Raw genomic sequence first — 21,067 nt, forward strand, 5'->3', positions numbered from 1 at the left:
CGGACGACGGCGGTTAGCTTCGTCTGCGTGTCCCCCGCCCTCCTCGCCGCCGTCTCCGGGCTCGGCCTCGGCCTGTCGCTGATCGTGGCGATCGGCGCCCAGAACGCCTTCGTGCTGCGCCAGGGACTGCGGGTCGAGCACGTGGCGGCCGTCGTCGGGGTCTGCCTGGTCTCCGACGTGCTGCTGATCGCCGCAGGGACGGCGGGCGCGGGGGCCCTGATCAGCCGAGCGCCCGAGCTGCTCACGGCCGTCTGCTTCGGCGGAGCGGCGTTCCTGCTGGCGTACGGGCTGATGGCCGCCCGGCGGGCGGTTCGGCCGGCGACGCTGGTCACCGAGGAAGCCGGCCGCCGGGCCGGGCTCCTGGTCACGGTGACCACGTGCCTGGCGCTGACCTGGCTCAACCCGCACGTCTACCTGGACACCGTGGTGCTGCTCGGCTCGCTGGCCAGCACCTGGGAGGGCCGGCGCTGGTGGTTCGCCGGCGGCGCCGCACTGGGCAGCGCCGTCTGGTTCATCGGGCTCGGGTACGGCGCGCGCCTGCTGCGGCCGGTGTTCGCCCGGCCGGCCGCCTGGCGGGTGCTGGACGCAGTGATCGCCGTCGTCATGGTGTCGCTGGCCGTCTCCCTGGCGATCCGGGGCGTCCGCGGCGGCTGATGCGGTCCGGAGCCGGCCCGTTGCCCGGGCGCCGTCCGCGCCGCTGGCCTCCGCCATGACTGCCGGGTCGGCCTCGCACCGTGCACGGATCGGACGCCCGGCCCGCGCGTGAGCGTCGGGTGGCCCCGCGGGCCGCCCTCCCGAGCAGCACCTCCTCGACCCGGCCGCCGCGCGTGCGGCTGACCCGTCCTGCTCCGGCCCGCCGGCGGCCACGTCCTCGCCGGCGCCCTCTGCCTGCCCTCAGGAGTCCGCTCGTGCCCGGTACCACCGCTGCCCTGCACAACATGATCATCGGCGTCGCCGACCGCGACGCCGCCGTCCGCTGGTTCGTCGACCTGCTCGGACTCCGGGAGCCCTGGGAGAACGGGTTCTTCCAGTCCGTCCAGCTCGATGACCTCGTCGTGCTGAACTTCGCCGCCGCCCCGGCGCCCGCCGAGCCGCAGCACTACGCCTTCCTCGTCCCCGAGCAGCACTTCGACCGGGTCAAAGCCCGGTTCGACGCCGACGGCACGCCCTACCAGGCCGACCCGCCCGGTCGCCGGCCCGGGGAGGTCGGCGAGGTGAACGCCGACGGCACCGGACGGCGGCTGCACTCCCGCGGCCACGGCCACCTGCTCGAGGTGCTGACCGCCCGCTACACCGACGTCCCCGGGGCCTCCCGGCCGACCTGACTCACCCGTCGGCGGCGGGCTCCTCGGGCAGGAAGCTCCACGTCTCCCGGGCCGGCGCCGCCGCCTGGCCGACCGGGCAGCTGGGCCGGAAGTCGCACCAGCTGCACTGCCGGCCGGGGACCGCCGGGAAGGCGTCGTCCGGGCTCTGCCCCGCCGCCACCGCCTCGGTGGCTGCCGCGATGTCGGCGGCGATGTCCTCGGCGCGCCGCACGTGGTTGGCGAGCGAGCGGTCGGTGTGCTCGAAGGCGGCCACCGTGCCGCTGGGCAGGTGGTGCAGCTCGACCCGGTTGCACGGCCGGCGGAGGGTGCGGCGGACGCCCAGCACGTAGGCGGCCAGCGCGGGCGACCCGCGGGCCTCGTCGTCGGTGGAGGGGACGCGGCCGGTCTTGTAGTCCACGACCACCAGCTCGTCGCCGCGGCGGTCGATCCGGTCGACGCGGCCGGAGAGGGCCAGCCGCTCGGTCGTCGTCCCGACGGTGCGCTCGGTGCCCACCGGCTCGTCGATGGGGTCGAGCCCGGCCACGTAGTCGGTGAGCCAGGTGGCCGCCCGCGCCCGCCACCGCTGCGACTGCTCCTCGTCGCGGAAGCCGGTCTGCGACCAGGCGCCGTACAGCAGCTGCCGGGCCGCGGCCGTGGTGCGCCGCGGCACCGCGAGCTCCCACCACGAGCGCAGCGCCCCGTGCACCGCGGCGCCCACCGTGTTGTGCGCCCACGGCGGACCCTTGGGCGGAGCGGGCCGGTCGACGTAGGCGAACCGGTAGCGGCGCGGGCAGTCGGCGAAGGTGGCCAGCTTGCTCGGCGTGCACGGGAACAGCCGCCGCGGCATGCCGGGCATCTCCAGCTGGGCGCTCATCGCCGGCTCTCCCCCACGCAGGTCACGGTAGCCGGGGGGTGTGACAGTCCTCAGTCGGCGAACGGGGCGCAGCCGGTCCCGGCGGTGACGATCGCGGCGTACTGGTCGGGCTCGGTGGTGCAGGCCGCGATCGCGGTGGTCTTGTTGGTGCCGTGGTAGTCGCTGGACCCGGTGCGGATCAGGCCCAGCTCGTCGGCCAGCTCGCGCAGGTGGGCGCGTTGCTCGGGGGTGTGGTCGGGGTGGTCGACCTCCAGGCCGAGCAGACCCGCCTCCGCCATCGCCCGGATCGCCGCGTCGCCGACCACCCGGCCGCGCGAGGTGGCCAGCCCGTGGGCGAAGACCGGCACCCCGCCGGCGGCCCGCACCAGCCGGATGCCGTCGAGCACGTCGGTGTCGGCCTTGGTGACGTAGTGCGGGCTGCGGTGGCTGAGCAGCGTGGCGAACGCGTGGTCGACCGACTCGACGACCCCGGCCTCCACCAGGGCCAGGGCGATGTGCGGGCGCCCCACCACGCCTCCGCCGCTGCGCTCGACGATCTCCCCCCACACGACGGGGTAGCCAGCGCCGGCGAGGTTGGTGGCGATCCGCTCGCCGCGGGTGAGCCGTTCGGTGCGCAGCCGGGCCCGCTCCGCGGCGAGGCCCGGGTGCTCCGGGTCGAACAGGTAGGCCAGCAGGTGCACGCTCATCGGCGGCTCGTCGGCCGGGAACCACCGGCAGGACAGCTCCATCCCCGGGACGACCACCAGGCCGGCGGGCCGTGCCTCGGCGGCGGTCGACCAGCCGGCGGTGGTGTCGTGGTCGGTGAGCGCGACGACGTCGAGGCCGGCGGCGGCCGCCGCCGCCACCAGCGCGGCCGGGCTGTCGGTGCCGTCGGACGCCGAGGAGTGGGTGTGCAGGTCGATGCTCACCCGGTCAGCGTGCCCCACCGGCGTCAGCGGTCCCGGTACCGCGGGATGGGCGCGGTGTCTTGGCCGCGACCGGACGGCAACGGCCGGGGCGCCTGCCGCTCGGGGGCGTCGCCGCGCTCCCGCCCGTCTGCCTCCACCGACCCGTCGGCGTCCTCGTCCCGGCTCACCGGGCCGCCGGCGGTGTCCTTGCCGAACATCAGCTCGCTCAGCCGCCGGTACATCGCGTCGGCGTGCGGCACGAAGGTGATGACGTCGAGGCCCTGCGCCTGGCCGGCGGACTCGAACCGGAAGGTGCCGTAGCCGAGCAGCTGCCCCCAGAAGGTCTCCTTCCAGGTGAGATCGGTGATCCGGCGCACTGGCATGACCGCGACGGTCCTGATGATCACGCCGGAGGTGAGCAGGACACGGCGGCGGGTGACCAGGAAGTGCCGCACCCACCACTCGGCGGCGTGCAGGCCGAGGTAGGTGAGGGCACCGAGGACGAGGACGAGACCGACGATCGCGATCAGCCGGACGTCCTCGGCCACCGAGAGGAGCAGCCCGCCCAGGAACAGCACCGGGATCCCCCGGGAGAACGGGCGGACGAGCACGGCCGGGTGCCGACGGGTGGCGACGACCGGCGGCTCGTCGGGGAGCAGGTACTTGGCCGCGTCCTTGCCCCACCGCGGGCTGCGGGCGCGCGGGCCGGACACGGCCGGGCTCAGACCAGCGAGCCCACGAAGGCGGCCAGCGAGGTCGCGGCGTCACTCAGCGCGGAGCCCGCGCTGCGCACGATGTTCGCGGAGTCCTCGGGCCGCTGGATGATGTAGAAGATCACGAAGGCCACGACCAGCCAGGTGAGCACCTTCTTCAGCAAGGGACTCGCACCGCTTCCTGTGTCGTGTGTCGGTCGGCGAGCTGGACCCTGATGCCCACCATCGTCCACCGCGGCCGGGAAGACCGCGCCCCATGCGTAACAGCCGCCTCAGCAGCCGCGCCAGCCGCCACGCCGCAGAGTCGCGGGATCACCGGGCTCAGCGGCCGGGCAGGAGCCGTTCGGTGGGCGGGCCGAGGGGCAGGTCCGGGTAGACCCGCTCGCGCAGGTCGAGCAGACCCAGGTCGTCGGCGAGCAGCCAGGCGGCCGAGGACGGCCACAGGACGATCCACAGCCACACCCCGTAGGCCTCGCCCACGAACGCGGCGCGGTCCTCGCTGGGCGTGGGCACGGTCCACAACGGCGCCCGCTGCCCGGCCGCGCGGACCGCGGTGGTGGACGGGCCACTGATCAGGTCACCGGGGTCGACGCCGGGCAGACCGGCGTACCCGCAGCCCAGGCCCGTGCCCGGCTCCTCGGCGACCAGCACCGCCTCGGCCGGCTCCCCGAGGGGCGCCGGCCCGGCGCAGGCGACGACGATCGCCCGGGCACCCGGCTCACCGCCCCAGGCCAGCCCGGTGACGGCCCAGCCGGGCGGCATGGGGTCCGGCACCCAGGCGGGCACCCGCGCGTCGGCGGTGACGGCGGAGAGCGTGTCGTGCGCGACGACGGCGGTGTGGTGCAGCGGGGTGACCGCCGCGTGCAGGTGGCACCAGCCCAGGGCGGTGGACCCGGGCTTCACCACGAGGGCCTCGCCGCAGCGGGGACACACCGGGGAGACGCTCATCGCCGCTCACCGTGCTGTTCCGAGCCGCTCGCGTCAAGCGCTGGCCGGTGCGCCGGGCGCTCCGACGGGTGCCCGTCGCCCGGTCGCGGACCGGCCGTAGCCTCGCCGACGTGGGCGGGCCGATGCCGGAGGTGCCGTGCGTCGGCGCGGTGGTGCACGACGAGGCCGGCCGGCTGCTGCTGATCCGGCGCGGGCACGCCCCCAGCGCGGGTCTCTGGTCGGTGCCCGGAGGGCGGGTCGAACCCGGGGAGACCGAGGCGGAGGCGGTGGTGCGCGAGGTCGCCGAGGAGACGGGGCTGCGGGTGGTGCCCCGGTCGGTGGTCGGGCGCGTGCGCATCCCCGGGGACGGCGTGGTCTTCACGGTGACCGACTGGCTGTGCACCCTCGCCGGGCCGGACCAGGTGCCGGTGGCCGGAGACGACGCGGACGACGTCCTGTTCGTCGATGCCGGCGCTCTCGCCGCCCTGGAGATGGCCCCCGGGGTCGTGAGCGCGCTCGGCCGCTGGGGAGTGCTGCCCCGCTGAGTTGCCCGCTTCGACCCCGCCGCCCGCCCGGCACCGGTGCCGCTGGTGCGCGCGGGACGCCAGGTGGCCGTGCGCCGTCCGCGGACCGGCAACGGCCCGTCGTGGCGCAGGACCCACCCGTCCGGACCGGCGCCGAACCTACGATGACCGGGTGTTCCCGCAGTCCGCGCCCGACCGGCCGGCCGAGGGCGAGGTCGTGCGGCTCCGCACCACCGGTCGCCGGGTCCGGCTGGCCGCCACCACCGTCGTCCTGGCGCTGATCCTCGCCGGGACCGTGTGGGGCACCGACGACGACTTCCCCTTCGGGCCGTTCAAGATGTACTCGACCCGCGCCGACCCCGACACGCCGGTCGTCTCGACCCGGGTGGTGGGGCTGACCGCGCTCGGTGAGGAGGTGCGGCTCTCCGGCGGGCAGGTCGGCCTGCGCCGCGCCGAGTTCGAGGGGCAGCTGCCCCGCATCGTCGAGCACCCGGAGCTGCTCGGCCTGCTCGCGGACTCCTACGCCGAGCGGCACCCCGGGGCGGAGGAACTCGTCGAGGTGCAGGTGGTGCTGCGCCGTTTCGGGCTCGTCGACGGCCAGCAGACCGGGACGTGGTCCGACGACGTCCTGGTCTCCTACGACCTGGAGGACGGCGCGTGACCACCACCGCGCACACCGCGGCCACCCCGTCCGCACCCGACGTGCCGGCGCTGCCGCTCACCTCCCGCTGGTGGACCCGCCCGGTCCCGCTGGCCCGGATCGCGGTCTTCCGGGTGATCGCCTACCTGTTCATCCCGGTGGACGTCTTCCTCACCACCGCCTGGGTGCGCGCGCACGCCGACGTGCCGACCGAGTGGTACCAGCCGCTGTCCATCGCCCGGTGGCTGCACCTGCCCGCCCCGACCGCCACGCTGGTGCTGCTCGTGCAGTGGGCCCTCGTGGTCGCCGCCCTCGCCGCCGCGACCGGCCGGGCGCCCCGGCTCCTCGGCACGGCCGTCTTCCTGCTGTACGCGGAGTGGATGGTCATCGCGATGAGCTACGGGAAGGTCGACCACGACCGCATCGCCTTCCTGGTGGCCCTGGCCGTGCTGCCGACGATCGGCCGGGCCCGCTTCCGGGACCGCCGCTCGTCGGAGGCCGCCGGCTGGGCCATGGCCGCCGTGCTGGTGACCGTGATGCTCACCTACTTCCTGGCCGCCTGGGCGAAGATCCGGTTCGGCGGCTGGGACTGGGCCACCGGCTCCACCCTCACCCGCGCCGTGCTGCGCCGCGGCACCGACCTGTCGACGTGGACCCTGGACGTGGCCTGGCTGCTGCCGACCGTCCAGTGGGTGATGCTCGCGTTGGAGTTCGCCGCGCCGCTCATCCTGCTGGTGCGCAGCGACCGGGCCCGGATCGGCCTCGTGCTGTTCCTGCTCGGCTTCCACGTGATGGTCTACGCCGGGGTCACGATCATCTTCCTGCCGCACTGCATCGCGATCCTGTCGATCCTGCCGTGGGAGCGGCTGACCGCGGCCCGCCCGGCACCGGGCGGTCTTCCGCACGCCACGTCGCGGGACGATCCCCTGACGAGGGCGCGCACGGCACCGGGACGCTGACCGCCTGGTCGCGGCTCAGCGGGGAAGGACGTCCTGGAGCGGGACGAGCTTGTAGTTCTGCGCCGCGCCGTCGTTCTTGCCGTCCTGCGCGACGAAGACCCCCGCGGGGAACGACGGCCCGAGGGGGGCGGTGGACACGTCGATCCCGTCGGTCTCCTCCACGCCGTCGATCCCCCGGCCGGCGACGATCCGGAAGCTGCCGACGTAGCCGTTGTCGCCCTCCCGCCGGAACATGGCGTAGGAGTCGTCGCCCTGACTCGAGGCGATCAGGTAGCCCGCGCCCCCGTCCGCGTGCACGAGCGTGAGTCCTTCCACGTCCGACACGAGCGGCCCGGACGGCGAGACGGACGCGATCAGCGCTCCGGAGTCGCCGGCATCGGGCTCGGCCCCGAACTTCCAGATCCCCCTGGTCTCCTCACCGAGGTAGAAGTCGCCCCGCTCGTGGTCCGCGACACAACCCTCCACCTGCGACTCCACCTGGAACGAGCGGACCCGCTGTCCCCCGACCCGGCCCGACCCCGCGTCGGTCAGCTCCCACTGCTCGACCTCGCCCTCCTTGCTGTCCACGAAGGCGTACAGCTTGCCGGTCGCGGCACTGTGGTAGATGCAGGAGCCGTAGACCTCCAGGTCGGGCCGGATGGCGTCGTCCGCCACGTCCCGCAGCTGGCGGGTGTCCGGATCCAGGACGAACACCCCGATGGCGTTCGTGCTGCGGTTCCCGGCGACGACGAGCGCGACGGGGCGGCCGTCCAGGGTGAAGCCGTCGGCGGCCGGGCGGACGTCGACGTTGTTCACCTCGCCGACCGGCAGGTACTGGACCGCCTCGCCGTCCAGGTCGTACACGATCAGCCCGCCCTGCTTGTCGGTCGCGACGATCGCGCTCATCGCGGGGTCGACCGGGTTGACCCAGACGGCCGCATCGTCGGCGGCATCCCCGTCGTGGGGAACCGGCTCCGTCTCGACGGTGGACGAGACCTCCGCGACCACGGTGGCGGCACGAGCCGAGTCCCCTGCGCCGGTCCGGGACAGCGGGGCCCCGCTCGAGCCGCATGCGGCCACGGCCACCGCGACGCACACGGTCAGCCCGCCGCGGAACCCGAGCGCACGCGGACCCGCGGACCGCTGAGGAACCTGGCGACGGCGCATGGCCGACATTCTGCTGGTCCGCGACGGACGGGGGGTGCGGCGCGGCGCTGCCCGCGCGCCGCACCGGCCCCGACGGCTCGGCGATGCGGCCGCGTGACCGCCCGGGTCGGGGATCCCGTGCCCGCGCCGGATCAGTGCAGGAGCGCACCGATGCGCGCGGCCATCTCCGCCTCGTGCTGCTGGTAGGCCGAGGCCACGCCGGTCAGCAGCTGCCCCATGCCGGTCAGCGCCTCGCTCACCCCCTGGCTGGACAGCCGCCACTTCTCGTACAGCTCGCTGAACTGCACCGCTGCCTGGCTGTCGGTCCAGCCCTCCAGGACCGAGTTGTTGATGCTCGCGGACAACGTGGCGTGCCGGGACGTGGTGTCCGCGGCCTCGGCCTGGCACTGCCCGGCCATCCCCTGCAACGTCCCGATGTCGACCTTCATGACGCCTCCTCCCGCACCGGGCGGCTCCCGGTGGAGGAGCACGGTAGGGGCGGTGGGACGGCGACCGCGGCCGTCGTCCACAGGCGGACCCCTCGTCCACAGATCCGCTCCGGGTGCCCCACGGCCGCCGCGGCGACCGCACGATCGCCGGGTGCTGCAGCCCTCGCCGCCCGGTCGCAGCCCGCACCGGGCTCCCCGCACCTGGACCGTGCACGGCGTCGAGGCCACGGTGGACGTGGAGGTGCACGCGCCCGCGGACGCCGTGCTGGGCGACGTGCTGCCCGTCCTCACCGGCGAACTGGCCCTGCCGGCGGGCACGCTCTGGGCGGGGACCACGGAACTGCCCGCCGACGTCCCGCTGACCAGTCCGGCCCTGCGGCACGGCGCCGTCCTGGGCCTGGGCCGGCCGGGCCCCCGCCCCGCCTCCCCGTCCGGCGCACTCGAACTGCACGTGGTCGGCGGGCCGGACGCCGGGCGTGTGCTGCCCCTCGACCGGGGTCACCTCGTCGTCGGCCGCGGTCCCGGCTGCGGGCTGGCCCTCCGCGATCCGGACGTGTCCCGCCGGCACGTGCTGCTGTCGGTGACGGAGGGCCAGGTGAGCGCCGCCGACCTGGGGTCCTCGAACGGCAGCGCGCTGGACACCGGTGCCCGGCCGGCCGTTCCGCTCGGTGGTGCTCCGGTCCCCTGGCCGGTGGGCGCGGTCGTCCGGATCGGCGCCAGCACCCTGCGGCTCACCGGCCCGCAGGGCGCGGCCCTGGAGACCTCCGATGCTGCCGACGGTCGCGTGCTCGTCCGGCCGCTGCCCCCGGCGTCGGCGGCTCCTCCGGAGGTCGCCGTCCCGTTCCCCGCGGCTCCTCCGGAACCGGCCCGCCGGCGTCTGGCCTGGGTGGCGGTGGCCCTGCCCGCGGTCGGCGGTGTCCTGCTGGCCTGGCTGACCGGCACTCCGCACTTCCTGTTCTTCGCCCTCCTCGGTCCGCTGGTCGCGGTGGCCGGCTGGTGGTCGGACCGCAGGACCGGCCGCCGCGCGCACCACGGCGCCGTGGCGGAGCACGCAGCCGCGCTCGCCCGGGTGGAGGGGGAGGTCGACGCCGCCGTCGCGGCCGACCTCGCCGCCCGGGAGGCGCGGCATCCCGACCCGGCCCGGCTCGCCTCGGCGGCGCGCCGCAGGTCCAGCCCGCTGTGGTCGCGCAGCAGCCGGGACGACGGCCCGCTGACCGTGCGGATCGGCACGGGACCCGGTGCCACGGCGGTGACCCGGGTCGCGCCGGACGGCACCCGGTCCGCGGCCGTCGCCGCGCACCTGCCGGTCACCGTCGACCTGCGGTCCGGGGGTCTCGGCGTGGTCGGCCCCCGGCCCGCCGGGCTGGGCGTCGTCCGTGCCCTGGTGGGCCAGCTGGCGGCCCTCCTCCCGCCCGGTGAGCTGCGGCTGGTGCTCGTCTGCGGTCCGGAGCGGGCCGGTGACTGGCGTTGGGCACGGTGGCTGCCACAGCTGGGCGAGCCCCGGGTCCTCGGCTCCGGACCGTCGTTCCCGGCCGGCCTTCCCGACGGCGCGACGGTCGTGGTGCTGGACGGCGCCCACGACGACGAGGCGGCGACCGTCCTGCGGGCCGGCACCGGCACGGTGGCGCTCCTAGAACTCGCCGAGGAGGAGCCAGGGCTGCGGTCGCGTCCGGCGGCGCTGCTGCGGATCACCGGGGAGACCGGCACGAGCGGGCGGCTGGACCTGCCCTCGCTCGGGTCCTCGCGGCCGGTCGTGCTCGACGGGGTGGCCGACGCCACGGCCGGCGTCCTGGCCCGGGACCTGGCCGCGCTGAGGGCACCGTCGTCGGCCGGGGGGCTGCCGGACGCGGTCCGGCTGCTCGACCTGCCCGCGGCCGGGCTGCGGATCCCGGCGGGAGCGGCGACCGCGGCCGGGGAGTGGGACGCCGGACGAGGCCGGCTGGCAACGACCCTGGGGGTGGGCGACCAGGGCCCGGTGGAGGTCGATCTCGTCGCCCAGGGACCGCACGCGCTCGTCGCGGGCACCACCGGGGCGGGGAAGTCCGAACTGCTGCAGACCCTCGTCGCCGGCCTGGCCCTGCGCCATCCACCCGACCGCTGCAGCCTGCTGCTCGTCGACTACAAGGGCGGCGCCGCGTTCGCCGCAGCGGCGGAGCTGCCGCACACGGTCGGCGTCCTCACCGACCTGGACCACCAGACCACCGCCCGCGCGCTCCGCTCGCTGGCGGCGGAGCTCACCCGCCGGGAGCGGCTGCTGGCGCGGCACGCGGCCCGCGACCTGACCGACCTCCCCGACTCCGCCGCGCTCGCCCGGCTGGTGATCGTGGTCGACGAGTTCGCCACCCTCGCCGAGGAGCTGCCGGCCTTCGTCACCGGGCTGGTCGGCATCGCGCAGCGCGGCCGGTCCCTCGGCGTGCACCTGGTGCTCGCCACCCAGCGTCCGTCCGGGGTGGTCAGCCCGGAGATCCGCGCCAACTGCTCGCTGCGCATCTGCCTGCGCACGGCCGACGAGGCGGAGTCCCGCGACGTCCTCGGCAGCCCACTCGCCGCGTCCCTGTCGCCGGACCGGCCGGGCCGGGCCCTGCTGCGCACCGGCACCACGGCACCGGTGCTCCTGCAGGTGGCCCGGGTGTCGGGCACCGCCGGCCGGGAGGCGGGCGGGGTGACCGCACGCCGCCGCCCGTGGCCCCCCGTGCGCCGGGCTGCGGCGCCGCCGGCGTCCCCGTCCTCGTCGGCCCCGTCCTCGTCGTCCCCGCCCTCGTCGTCCCAGCCCTCGTCGTCCCAGCCCGACGACCTCCGGCGGCTGGTCCGGGCCCTCGGCGGGCGGGCCGCCGAGCTGTCCGTCGCGCACCCGGGTCGCCCGTGGCTGCCGCCCCTGCCGGATCGGCTGACCCCCGAGGACCTCCGCGACGCCGCCTCCGCGGCCGTGCTGCGGATCGGGCTCACCGACTCCCCGGACACGCAGAGCCAGCAGCCGCTGGAGCTGGACCTCGCGGCCGGTGGCGGCTGGCTGCTGGTGGGCGGTCCGCGCAGCGGACGCACCACCGCGCTGGTCACCGTCGCCGTCGAGGCCGCCCACCGGCTGTCCCCCCGGGAGCTGCACGTGCACGTGCTCGACCACGGCGGCGGGGCTGCCGCCGGGGCCGCGGCGCGCCTCCCTCACCTGGGGACGGGGGTGGGTCGCGGCGACGCCCATCGCGCGCACCGGCTCGTCGCGCGCCTCGTCGCGGAGGTCGAGCGGCGCCGATCGGGGAGGCGGCCGGACGGGGACCCGCTCCTCCTGCTCCTGGTCGACGGCTTCGAGAGCGTCGCCGCGCAGCTCGACGAGGCCGACCCGGGGGGCGGGTCCGCGGCCCTTCTCCGCCTGCTGCGGGACGGCGCCGCGGTGGGCCTCACCGTCGTCGTGACGGCGGAGCGCGCGGTCCCGGGCAGCCGGCTCACCGCGGCTGCCCGCTCCCGGATGGTGCTGCCGCTGCCCGACCGGGCCGACTACGCCGTCGCCGGGATCCCGCCGCGGGCCGTTCCGGGCTCCCGGCCGCCCGGGCGGGCACTCGTCGGGGAGGACGCGGTGGAGTGCCAGCTCGCCCTGCCCCGGGCCCGGGCCCGGGAGTGGCCGACCGCGGACGACGACCACCGCATCCGGGTGGTCGAGCTGCCCGCCGACCCGGCCTTCGCGCCGGCGCCCGGGCAGCGCGGATCCGCGCCGGACGTCGTGCAGGTGACGCTCGGCCCGGGCGGCGACGATGGTCGCCCGATCGGGCTCGACCTCCAGCGCAGCGGCGGCCTGCTGGTGGTCGGCTGCGCCGGCAGCGGCCGCTCCACGGCGTTGGCCTCGCTGGGCCTCGGCTGTCGGGCTGCGGGCCGTGCCGTGCTCCACCTCGCCGCCCGCCCGGGCGGGATCGGTGAGGGAGCGGGGGCCGAGTGGATGTCCGGGGCCGACCCGGCGGCGCTGCGGGCCTGGGTCACCCGGCAGGCGCCGGTGCCGGTGGTCCTGGCCGACGACGTCGCGGCGCTGCCCGACCCGGTGGCCGACGTGCTGGCGTCGGTCGGCCGGCCCGACGGCGAGGCGCTGGTCCTGGCCGCCGGCAGCGCGGCGGACCTGGCCGCGGCGTACCGCGGGCCAGCGGTCACCCTGCGCCGCAGCCGGACCGCGCTGCTGCTGCGGCCCGCTCCCGGCGACGCCGAGCTGCTCGGCCTGCGCGTTCCCCGCACGCCGCTCCCGCCCCGGCCCGGCTCCGGCTGGCTCGTCGCCGGGGGCGAGGCGGTCCGGCTGCAGGTGGCCCGCCCCCGGCCCGCCGGATGACCCCGGCGCAGGGCCTGGCCCGGGGCTCAGAGCAGGTCGAGGACCGGGCCGATCTCCTGGTTCGCGTACCAGGCCAGCTCGTGCCCCTCCGCCTGGTCGACGACGAACTGCGCGTCCTCACTGCCGAGGTCGGCCTCGAGGACCACCGCGACCGCCGCGCGCACGTCCTCCTCGGCCTCCGCCACGTCCAGGTGCGCGCTGGCGACGTCGACCAGCCCCACGTCGGCCGTCGTCCGCGCGGCCCCGGCGTCCGCTCCCTCGTCCTCGATGGGGGTCACCGACGCGTCGGGCACGTCCGCGGCGAGCACCACCCGGCGCCGCGCGGCCCCCGGGTCGACGTCGATGAGGCGCAGGCTCGCCCGGGCGGCGGCGAGCAGCGCCGCGTACTCCAGCTCCTCGCCGTCGTCGCTCAGCTCGTAGAAGTCCCGCAGCTGCGGGGTGACGGTGAAGACCGTCTGCGGTCCCTCCAGTCGGCCCTCGGCCAGCAACCGCTGGAGCACGGTCGTGGTGGCCGGCAGGTAGACGCGCACCCGGTCATCCTCCTCAGTCGTCGGACAGCGACCGTAGCGCCGGGGCGCGGACGACCCGTCCCGGGTCCGCCCGCCGGTGGGGCTGTCGGCCCCCGCGGCTCAAGAGGAGCTCTCCACCAGGTACGCGACCTCCTGCTCGATCAGGTCGGCGAGGACGTCGACGTCGCTCACGCTGTCCCGGTCGGCGGTCAGCCCGAAGTACACCGTGCCGTCGTAGCTGGTCAGACCGATCGCCAGCCCCTGCCCGCGGACGAGGGGCACGACCGGGTAGACCTCCACCATCCGGGCGCCGCGGGCGTACAGGGGCTGCTGCGGACCGGGCACGTTGGTGACGACCAGGTTGAACAGCCGCCGGGACAGGCCGCTCGCCGCGCGGGCGCCCAGCGCGTGCAGCGTGGGCGGCGCGAAGCCGGACAGGGTGGCCAGGGTGCCGGCGTCTACCGACTGCCCCCTCGGGGCGAGGCCGCGCATCGCGAAGCTGATCCGGGCCAGCCGCACCCGCGGGTTGGGCTCCCCCACCGGCAGGTCGACCAGCAGCGAGGACACCCGGTTGCCGGCTCCGTCGTCGTCCTCGCCGCGCACCGACACCGGCACCAGCGCCCGCACCACCGTGCTGCCCACGACGGGCTCCCCGCGGGAGAGCAGCCACTCGCGCAGCGCGCCGGTGACCGTCGTCAGCAGCACGTCGTTGACCGTGCCGCCGTGCGCCTTGCGCACCGTCTTGAGGTCCTCCAGCGTGGCCCGCGCGACGGCGACCCGGCGCTGTCGGCCGATCGGCGCGTTCAGCGGGCTGACCGGCGCCGGCGAGACGGCGGTGCGGGCCACCGCCGTGGCCAGGCTGCCGGCGAGGCCCGCCCAGCGGACGGCGGTCGCCCGCAGGTCGCCGGCAGCGGTCCGGGCGGTGTCCAGCACCGACGAGGGCCGCTGCAGCGATTCCTCGACGGCCTCCCAGACGAGCGCGGCCGGTCCCGGCGGCCGGCGCGGCCGCCACTCGTCCACAGCCGGGCCCGACCGGGTCGGGGCGCCCGGATCGGCGTCCAGGATGACCTGGCCGATGTCGATCGCGTTGAAGCCGTCGACCAGCGCCGGATGGGTCTTGGTGACCACCGCCGTGCGGTCCCCGGCCAGCCCCTCGACCAGGTACATCTCCCACAGCGGGCGGGTGCGGTCCAGCGGTCGGGCGATCACCCGGGCGACCAGGTCGAGCAGCTGCTCCTCCGTGCCCGGACGGGGCAGCCCCGAGCGCCGCACGTGGTAGGTGATGTCGAAGTCGGGATCGTCCACCCACGCCGGGTTGGCCAGGTGGCCGGGCACCTCCAGGACCTTCTGCCGGTAGCGGGGCACCAGCGGCAGCCGGGCGCGCACCAGCTCGACCAGCGCCTCGTGGTCCAGCCCGCCGTCAGGGCACTCCAGCACCAGCACGCCACCGACGTGCATCGGGGTGCCCGGCTCCTCCAGGTACAGGAAGGACGCGTCCACCGCCGTGAGCCGCTCGACCACGTGCCCTCCTCCCGCTCGGCGCTGCCCCACGCTACGACGTCGGCAGACGGCCCGGCGGCCGGGACCGCTCCCGCCCGGTCAGCCGCTGCGCCGGACCCGGCGACGGCCGGGAGGCACCGGGACGCCGGTCAGGTCCGCGGCCAGGGCGCGGAGTGCGGTCCGCAGTGCCGAGCCGGGCGCCACCTCGCCGAGCGTGCGCCCCGCGGCCAGCGCGGCGTCGGTGGCCCGCCGGTCGGCCGGAAGGAACGCGCGCACCTCGCAGCCGGTGAACCGGGCGAGCGCCGCTGCGATCTCCCGCCGCGGGTCCCCGGGCACCGGTCCGCGCCGGACCTGGTTGACGACCACGACGGGTCGCACGGCGGGCAGCACGTCCCGCAGCTCTCCCAGCGCGCGGACGGTCCGCTGGAGTGCCACCGGGTCCGCCCCGCTGACGCAGACCACCGTGTCGGCCTCCTCCAGCACCGTGAGGGTCGCCCCGTTGCGGCGCGGCGCGGCGGTGTCGAAGGAGAGCTCCTCGTCCTCCTCCACGGAGAACCCGCAGTCGACGACGGTGAGCGTCGAGAGCCGCCGGGCCTCGGCCAGGACGGCGGCCACCCCCTGCGGTCGCAGCTCCGGCCACCGGTCGGGCCGGGCCAGCCCGGTCAGCGCGCGCAGCTGGGGGCGCACCGACCACGCGAGCCGGGCCAGCGCGTCGGCGTCCAGCGTGCCGGCGCCGGCCTGCCGCGCCGCCGCCGCGAGGCCGGGCGACTCGTCCAGCAGCCCGAGCACCTGGGCCACCACGCCGCCGTAGACGTCGGCGTCGACGAGGAGCGTCCCGACGCCCAGTCGCGCGGCCTCGTCGGCCAGCCCGACGGCGACCGTGGTCCGCCCCGGGGCGCCGGTGGGTCCCCAGATCGCGACCAGCCGGCCCTCCCCCACGGGTGGTCCCGGGTCCGCCGGCGGCACGCCGAGGACGGGCAGCGCCGCCCGCGGGTCGCCGACGTCGTGGCCCGCCGCGGGCACCCCGGCGACGGCCTCGCGCAGGGCGCGGGCGATCTCCTCCGGCTCGGCGTCGGCCGACAGCACCCGCACCACGCCCAACTGGTGCAGCCGCTCGGCCGACCGGTCGTCCCCCGGCTCGACCAGGCCGACCACGGCGACCCCCGCGGCGGTCAACCGGGCGACCGCCGCGCCGTCCAGCCGGCGCAGCTCGGCGGACAGCAGCGCCGCCTGGCCGGTGCCGGTCGTCGCGGCCGCCAGCAGGTCGGCGACGTCGACGCAGCGGCGGACCACGGTCACCCCGTGGTCCTCCCGGTCCAGCGCCCTGACGAGCTCGGACTCCCACGCGGCGCCGGTGACGGCGGTGAAGACCTGCAGGGCCATCAGTCGGTCGTCCCCGCTCCGTCGACGGGCTCCCGGACCACCACGACCAGCCCCCGGCCGCCGATGGCGCCGAGCACGCCGGCCGCCTCGTCGGCGGGCACCGCGACGACGACCTGCACGGTGCTGGCGCTGGTCGTCAGCACGCCGTCACCCCGCCCGCTCACCGCCTGGACGGTGGCCGCACCCACCACCAGCTCGACGTCCCCGCCGGTCGGGCCGGCCGCGCCGAGGGCCGGGTCCGCGACGGCGTAGACGTCCACCGCCTGTCCCCGCGCCAGTCCGGGCGGGGCGAAGCCGGCCTGCACGGGCAGCGCCAGCTGGACCAGGCCCGTGGGCTCCTCGAGCACCGACCGGGGCAGCAGCTCCCCGGCCCGCACGGCGCGGGACAGCACCCGCCCCTCCGGTCGCGTGCTGGTGGCCAGGTAGGCCGGTGCCACGTCGTCGAGCCGGACGGAGACCGCGACCAGGTCGTCGCCCTCCAGGACCGTCCCGGCGGCGAGGTCCCCGGCGGCCGACCAGACCGGCACGGTCGCGTCGGCCGCGCTGACCACCCGGGCGCCGACCAGGACCGAACCCAGCACGAGCAGGACGCCGAGGCCCAGCCGCAGGTCCAGCCACCGCGGCGGGCGCACCCGCCGCGCCACCGGGCCGGCCGGCCCGTCGCCGGTTCCCCGTCCCAGGCCCGTGTCGGCCACCGGCGGCGCGCTCATCGGTCGGTCACCCCGTCCGTCCTCCCCGCGTGCAGGCACGCCGTCGACCGCGCCCGGCCGGACCGCGGGACGCAGATCATGACGGAGGAGGAGCTGCTGGTGCAGCGGTTGTCCACACCATCGGGTGGACGGCGCAGCCCGGGGCGACCCGGCTGCCACACTGGCGGCGACCGTCGACGGGAGAGACACGCACCATGGCCACCCAGCGCTTCCTGACCCTGGACGACGTGGCGGAGATCCTGAACGTCTCCTGGTCCCAGGCATACGCGCTGGTCCGGCGCAAGGAGCTGATCGCCATCCAGATCGGCGGACGTGGCCAGTGGCGGGTGGAGAAGGACGAGCTGGAGCGCTTCATCCAGCAGAAGTACGCCGAGGCCCGGGCGTCCGCCGGCGTGGCGGAACCCGAGCCCGCCGACGCGGACGCCGACGCCCCGGGGGCCGACGCCCCCCGCTGAGCCCGGCCCCCGGCGTCAGACCGTCGCGGGCGGCTGTGTGCGGACGACGGCGACCGCCTGCAGCACGACCGCCCGGACCCCGGTGACCGCGCCGCGCCGCCGGGGCAGGTCGGCGGGGTGCTCGGCCAGCTCCAGGAAGTCCGCACCCACCCGGTCGACGGTGCCGGTGACCACGCCGCCGTCGTCGAGCAGGCAGTGCACGAGCGCCCGGTCCCGGGCCAGTCCCCGCAGGGCGCGGCGCAGGTCCAGGCGCCGGCCCACCGCCCCCGGGTCGCACTCCGCCGCGGTCCGGGCGGTCAGCCCACCGACCGTGCGGACCACCCGCTGGGCCACGAGGACCTCCCGGTGCTGGCCGTCCTCGAGCAGCAGCCAGTCGACGCCGACCTCGACGAGGCGCCCGGTGACGTCCCCCGCGCCCTGGCAGGACACGGTGACCGGCCGGCCGAGGGACCCGCGCAGCCGGTCCGCCAGCCGCAGCCGTCCCCACTCGGCCCGGGCCCGGGACGCCTCCTCCCGGCGCTCGTCGGCCGCCTCCTCCTCGGCCAGTCGGGCCTCGAGGTCGGCGAACAGCTGCTGCCAGCGCATGGAACGCAAGCTAGCCGTCCACAGGTTCGTGCATTTGGTTGCATTTGCTTGATTCGGTGGTGTTTGGTGTTCGTCGTGAGCGGAGTCACCATGTCGATGCGCCGCTGGACCACCACCACGGTGGTGATGGCCGGCGTGGGCTGGGCGCTGTCCACCGCGGGCCCGGGCCTGCCCGAGCTGCGGGCGGTCACCACCGATCCGCAACGGGTGGTCGACACCCAGGGGGTCGACGTGCTGCTGGTGGGAGCGGCCGGTGCGCTCGCGTGGATCTGCTGGGCGTGGGCCGCCGTGGGCCTGCTGCTCACCGGCCTGAGCGCCGTTCCCGGGTCTGCGGGCCGGCTGGCCCGGCTACTGCTGGCCGGGGTGCTCCCCGCCGGCGCGCGCCGGGCCGCCGCGGTGGCGGTGGGCCTGAGCCTGGCGGCCACCGCGCCCACCGCGGTCTCGATCGCCGAGGCGCCGCCGGCAGTCGCGGCCGACGCCCCACCGGCGGTCGCGGCCGACGCCTCGACGGCCGGAGCCGCCGTCGTCGACTGGCCGGCGAGCACCGGCACCGGCGTGGTCCCCGACTGGCCCGGGCGCACGGACCCCGGGGACCACGTCGTCCTGCGCGGCGACTGCCTCTGGGACATCGCCGCCGGCTGGCTGGCGGGCCGGCACCCGGGCACGCCCGTCCCCGATCCCGAGATCGCGCGTGCGGTGGCGGCCTGGTGGCAGGCCAACGCCGACGTCATCGGCCCCGACCCCGACCTGCTGCTGCCCGGGCAGGTCCTCCGGCCGCCGGCCTGAGCCCCACCGACCCCCATCACCCGAGGAGCAGAGACCCGTGAGCGCACCGTCCATCAGCGCACCCGCGCACCCCGCCCGGCCCCACCTCCAGCTGGTCGTGGTCCGCACCCCCGGACCGCCCCTCGAGGACGAGCGGCACCCCGTCCGGCTGGTGCACCCCGGCCCCCGCCCCCGGCGACTGCCCCCGGCACCCGGCCCGCGGCCACGGCTGGATGCGAGGCCCACCCCCGAGGACGACGCCGACTTCGGCTCCACGTGGACCCGGCGCGCCCAGCTGCCCGACGCGCGGGCCGCGGGACGGCGGCTGGTCACGCTCACCCTGGAGGCGTTCGCCGGCCGCCGGCCGGTGACCCAGCTGCAACCCCTGGTGACCCCGCAGCTGTTCGCGGCGCTCAGCGGGCGCCGCCGTCCCCGGTGGTGCACGGAGGGGACCTCCCCGCTGCTGGTCGGCTCGGTGCGGGTCTGCGAGCCGGTCGACGGTGTGGCCGAGGTGGCCGCGGTGGCCCGGCGGGCGGGCCGGGCGCACGCCGTCGCGGCGCGGCTCGAGGGCATCGACGGGCAGTGGCGGTGCACCGCGCTGCAGATCGGCTGACCGTTCCGCGGAGGGCCGTCAGCCCGCCGGACTCGTGATGAGGTCCGGGAGCCGGTTCGTCACGCCGAGCCTCGCCGCACGCCATCCGCGCAGCGAGCTGATGACCGCCAGCCGTTCGGCCCGCTGCAGGTCGCCGAGGAGCAGCACCCGTTCCCGGAGCACCCCCAGGTCGAGCAGGCGTCCCCGCTCGACCCCGGGCAGGCACCCGGAGTCCACCGGCGGCGTCCACCACTGCCCGTCGAGTTCGAGCGCGAGGGTCGCCCGGGTCGTCTCCGTGAGCTCCCCGCGCGTGTTCAGCAGGACGACGTCGTCGGCGTCGGGACGCCGGGCACGGCGCCGGTCGTACGGCTCCCGCACGGTCGTCTTGTGGTAGAGCCACGACTCGGCGGGGTCGACCGGCTCGTCGTCCACCGCGAGCAGCACGGTGCCGGCCGAGGGGCCGGGGAGCGCCTCGACGTCGACGGCCAGCGTCCCGTCGCGCCGGAGGCGGAGCCGGACGCGCGCCGCCGGCTCCCCCGCGAGCCGTTCGGCCAGGAGCCGGCGCGCCGCCGGCAGGTCGACCCGGAAGCCCAGGTGCTCGGCCGAGGCCGCCAGGCGGTGCAGGTGGCGCTCCCGGTTCCGCAGGCCGCGCCGCGGGTCGAGGCGCATCGTCTCCAGCAGCTCGAACTCCCGGGGCCGCGCACCGAGGACCGCCGTCTTGGTGAGCACCTCCGCGTGCTCCGCGGGCGCCTCCGAACCCCAGGTGATGCCACCGCCGGTGCCGTACACCGCCTGCCCCGACGTCGTGTCCACGGCCGCCGTCCGGATGGCCACGCTGAACCGGGCACGGACCGGCGCACCGGGCGGCCCGACGAGACCGATCGCGCCGCAGTAGACGCCGCGCGGCTCGGGTTCGAGGGACCGGATGATCTCCATGGAGCTCGCCTTGGGCGCCCCGGTGACCGACCCGCAGGGGAACAGCGCCCGGAACAGGTCCACCAGGCCGGTCCCGGGTCGCAGCCGGGCCGTCACCTCGGAGGTCAGCTGCAGCACGGTCTCGTACCGCTCGACGGTGAACAGCGCGGGCACCTCGACGCTGCCGACCTCGGCCACCCGGGCGACGTCGTTGCGCATCAGGTCGACGATCATCACGTTCTCCGCGCGCTCCTTGGCGCTGGACCGCAGCCGGTGGGCCAGGTGGCGGTCCTCGTCCCGGTCCCGCCCGCGGCGCGACGTCCCCTTCATCGGGCGCAGCAGCACCTCGTCGCCGCGGCGCTCGAAGAACAGCTCCGGGCTGGCGCTGGCCACGGCGAAGCGGCCGAGGTCGAGGTAGGCGTTGTGGGCACCCCGCTGGCCCAGCGCCAGGTCGCGGTACAGCCGGAAGGGGTCCCCGCCCACACGTCCGGACAACCGCACGGTCAGGTTGCACTGGAACGTGTCCCCGGCGGCGATCCGCTCCCGGACCTGCCCGACCGCGCGGGCGTGCCCGTCCGGCGTCCATCCCCGGCGCCAGTCGGCTGCAGGTCCGACGTCGTCCGGCCCCGCGGCCTCCAGCGGCGGGACCGCGAGCGGCTCGTCGCAGAGCCCGAACCACACCAGCGGCATCCCCATCGGGGTGGAACCGTGGACGGCGAGGTGCGGGTCGAGCCCGGCGGCCGCCTCGTAGGCGACGTACCCGAACGCCCACTGCCCGGCGTCGGTGGCCCGTTCCACCTCGGCCAGGACGTCGACGACCTCGTCGGGACGCACGGCCACCAGCACCCGGTGCGGGGAGGGGCACCGGAGCGCGACCCCGGCGCGGAGGTCGTCGAACCGCGCCCACGGCGCGCCGGGCCGGCGGCCTGCCGCCTCGCCGGTCATCGG

At 76.8% G+C, this 21,067-nt stretch carries 22 protein-coding genes; 9 read left to right on the forward strand and 13 right to left on the reverse strand.

The features are described 5' to 3' along the window. The first annotated feature begins 27 nt into the window (after positions 1-27). Both HL189_RS20510 and HL189_RS20515 read left to right on the forward strand, forming a co-directional pair. On the forward strand, positions 28-654 hold the full coding sequence (locus HL189_RS20510; protein ID WP_369135580.1) for a LysE/ArgO family amino acid transporter: 627 nt from the start codon (positions 28-30) through the stop codon (positions 652-654). 254 nt (positions 655-908) lie between these two features. Beyond that, a complete protein-coding gene (locus HL189_RS20515; RefSeq protein WP_369135581.1) occupies positions 909-1,325 on the forward strand; it encodes a hypothetical protein in 417 nt (138 codons plus the stop codon). 1 nt (position 1,326) lies between these two features. Here HL189_RS20515 and HL189_RS20520 read toward each other — a convergent pair whose 3' ends face one another. The 5 genes from HL189_RS20520 to HL189_RS20540 all read right to left on the reverse strand — a co-directional run bounded on the left by HL189_RS20520 (position 1,327) and on the right by HL189_RS20540 (position 4,726). After that, positions 1,327-2,178, reverse strand: a complete 852-nt coding sequence (locus tag HL189_RS20520) for a RecB family exonuclease (protein ID WP_369135582.1) — start codon at positions 2,176-2,178, stop codon at positions 1,327-1,329. A gap of 50 nt (positions 2,179-2,228) precedes the next feature. Next, positions 2,229-3,086, reverse strand: a complete 858-nt coding sequence (locus HL189_RS20525; RefSeq protein ID WP_369135583.1) for a PHP domain-containing protein — start codon at positions 3,084-3,086, stop codon at positions 2,229-2,231. Positions 3,087-3,109: 23 nt separating this feature from the next. Then, the gene (locus HL189_RS20530) at positions 3,110-3,778 is read right to left on the reverse strand and encodes a PH domain-containing protein (RefSeq protein WP_369135584.1); all 669 of its coding nucleotides are present in this window, start codon (positions 3,776-3,778) and stop codon (positions 3,110-3,112) included. Between the two features lie 8 nt (positions 3,779-3,786). Next, complete coding sequence (locus HL189_RS20535) at positions 3,787-3,942, reverse strand: hypothetical protein (RefSeq protein WP_369135585.1); 156 nt, start codon at positions 3,940-3,942, stop codon at positions 3,787-3,789. A gap of 157 nt (positions 3,943-4,099) precedes the next feature. Further along, on the reverse strand, positions 4,100-4,726 hold the full coding sequence (locus HL189_RS20540; RefSeq protein WP_369135586.1) for a DUF6758 family protein: 627 nt from the start codon (positions 4,724-4,726) through the stop codon (positions 4,100-4,102). A 110-nt stretch (positions 4,727-4,836) separates the two neighbouring features. On the opposite strand from HL189_RS20540, the gene HL189_RS20545 reads away from it, so the two are divergent. The 3 genes from HL189_RS20545 to HL189_RS20555 all read left to right on the forward strand — a co-directional run bounded on the left by HL189_RS20545 (position 4,837) and on the right by HL189_RS20555 (position 6,828). Then, the gene (locus HL189_RS20545) at positions 4,837-5,250 is read left to right on the forward strand and encodes an NUDIX domain-containing protein (RefSeq protein ID WP_369135587.1); all 414 of its coding nucleotides are present in this window, start codon (positions 4,837-4,839) and stop codon (positions 5,248-5,250) included. A gap of 151 nt (positions 5,251-5,401) precedes the next feature. Next, positions 5,402-5,890 (forward strand): hypothetical protein, encoded by a 489-nt coding sequence (locus tag HL189_RS20550; protein ID WP_369135588.1) that lies wholly within the window; start codon positions 5,402-5,404, stop codon positions 5,888-5,890. Further along, the gene (locus HL189_RS20555; protein WP_369135589.1) at positions 5,887-6,828 is read left to right on the forward strand and encodes an MFS transporter permease; all 942 of its coding nucleotides are present in this window, start codon (positions 5,887-5,889) and stop codon (positions 6,826-6,828) included. The genes HL189_RS20550 and HL189_RS20555 overlap by 4 nt, the downstream gene beginning before the upstream one ends. Before the next feature lie 15 nt (positions 6,829-6,843). On the opposite strand, the gene HL189_RS20560 is transcribed toward HL189_RS20555, so the two are convergent. Next, entirely contained in the window at positions 6,844-7,974 is a 1,131-nt protein-coding gene (locus HL189_RS20560; RefSeq protein ID WP_369135590.1) for a phytase, read from the reverse strand. A 131-nt stretch (positions 7,975-8,105) separates the two neighbouring features. Beyond that, a complete protein-coding gene (locus tag HL189_RS20565; protein ID WP_369135591.1) occupies positions 8,106-8,402 on the reverse strand; it encodes a WXG100 family type VII secretion target in 297 nt (98 codons plus the stop codon). A 151-nt stretch (positions 8,403-8,553) separates the two neighbouring features. Between HL189_RS20565 and HL189_RS20570 the strand changes: the two genes are divergently transcribed. Beyond that, positions 8,554-12,705 carry an FtsK/SpoIIIE domain-containing protein gene (locus HL189_RS20570; protein ID WP_369135592.1) on the forward strand — a complete coding sequence of 1,384 codons (4,152 nt, stop codon included), beginning with the start codon at positions 8,554-8,556 and terminating at the stop codon, positions 12,703-12,705. 26 nt (positions 12,706-12,731) lie between these two features. Here the strand turns inward: HL189_RS20570 and HL189_RS20575 are convergent, their stop codons facing one another. From HL189_RS20575 to HL189_RS20590, 4 genes are all read right to left on the reverse strand, one after another. Continuing rightward, the gene (locus HL189_RS20575) at positions 12,732-13,235 is read right to left on the reverse strand and encodes a hypothetical protein (protein ID WP_369135593.1); all 504 of its coding nucleotides are present in this window, start codon (positions 13,233-13,235) and stop codon (positions 12,732-12,734) included. A 99-nt stretch (positions 13,236-13,334) separates the two neighbouring features. Beyond that, positions 13,335-14,735 carry a wax ester/triacylglycerol synthase family O-acyltransferase gene (locus tag HL189_RS20580; RefSeq protein ID WP_369135594.1) on the reverse strand — a complete coding sequence of 467 codons (1,401 nt, stop codon included), beginning with the start codon at positions 14,733-14,735 and terminating at the stop codon, positions 13,335-13,337. 78 nt (positions 14,736-14,813) lie between these two features. After that, the gene (locus HL189_RS20585; protein WP_369135595.1) at positions 14,814-16,097 is read right to left on the reverse strand and encodes a CpaE family protein; all 1,284 of its coding nucleotides are present in this window, start codon (positions 16,095-16,097) and stop codon (positions 14,814-14,816) included. Then, positions 16,097-16,807 (reverse strand): SAF domain-containing protein, encoded by a 711-nt coding sequence (locus tag HL189_RS20590; protein ID WP_369135596.1) that lies wholly within the window; start codon positions 16,805-16,807, stop codon positions 16,097-16,099. The genes HL189_RS20585 and HL189_RS20590 overlap by 1 nt, the downstream gene beginning before the upstream one ends. 194 nt (positions 16,808-17,001) lie before the next feature. Here HL189_RS20590 and HL189_RS20595 point away from each other — a divergent pair, with 194 nt between their 5' ends. Further along, positions 17,002-17,262 carry a helix-turn-helix domain-containing protein gene (locus tag HL189_RS20595; RefSeq protein ID WP_369135597.1) on the forward strand — a complete coding sequence of 87 codons (261 nt, stop codon included), beginning with the start codon at positions 17,002-17,004 and terminating at the stop codon, positions 17,260-17,262. Positions 17,263-17,277: 15 nt separating this feature from the next. Here HL189_RS20595 and HL189_RS20600 read toward each other — a convergent pair whose 3' ends face one another. Further along, a complete protein-coding gene (locus HL189_RS20600; protein WP_369135598.1) occupies positions 17,278-17,847 on the reverse strand; it encodes a hypothetical protein in 570 nt (189 codons plus the stop codon). Between the two features lie 75 nt (positions 17,848-17,922). Here HL189_RS20600 and HL189_RS20605 point away from each other — a divergent pair, with 75 nt between their 5' ends. Further along, positions 17,923-18,633, forward strand: a complete 711-nt coding sequence (locus HL189_RS20605; RefSeq protein ID WP_369135599.1) for a LysM peptidoglycan-binding domain-containing protein — start codon at positions 17,923-17,925, stop codon at positions 18,631-18,633. Between the two features lie 37 nt (positions 18,634-18,670). After that, entirely contained in the window at positions 18,671-19,225 is a 555-nt protein-coding gene (locus tag HL189_RS20610; RefSeq protein WP_369135600.1) for an Rv3235 family protein, read from the forward strand. A gap of 18 nt (positions 19,226-19,243) precedes the next feature. On the opposite strand, the gene pabB is transcribed toward HL189_RS20610, so the two are convergent. Beyond that, the gene (gene pabB, locus HL189_RS20615; protein ID WP_369135601.1) at positions 19,244-21,064 is read right to left on the reverse strand and encodes an aminodeoxychorismate synthase component I; all 1,821 of its coding nucleotides are present in this window, start codon (positions 21,062-21,064) and stop codon (positions 19,244-19,246) included. Positions 21,065-21,067 lie beyond the last annotated feature (3 nt).

The organism is Modestobacter sp. I12A-02662 (assembly GCF_041028325.1).
In the GTDB taxonomy this organism is placed as follows: Bacteria; Actinomycetota; Actinomycetes; order Mycobacteriales; family Geodermatophilaceae; genus Modestobacter.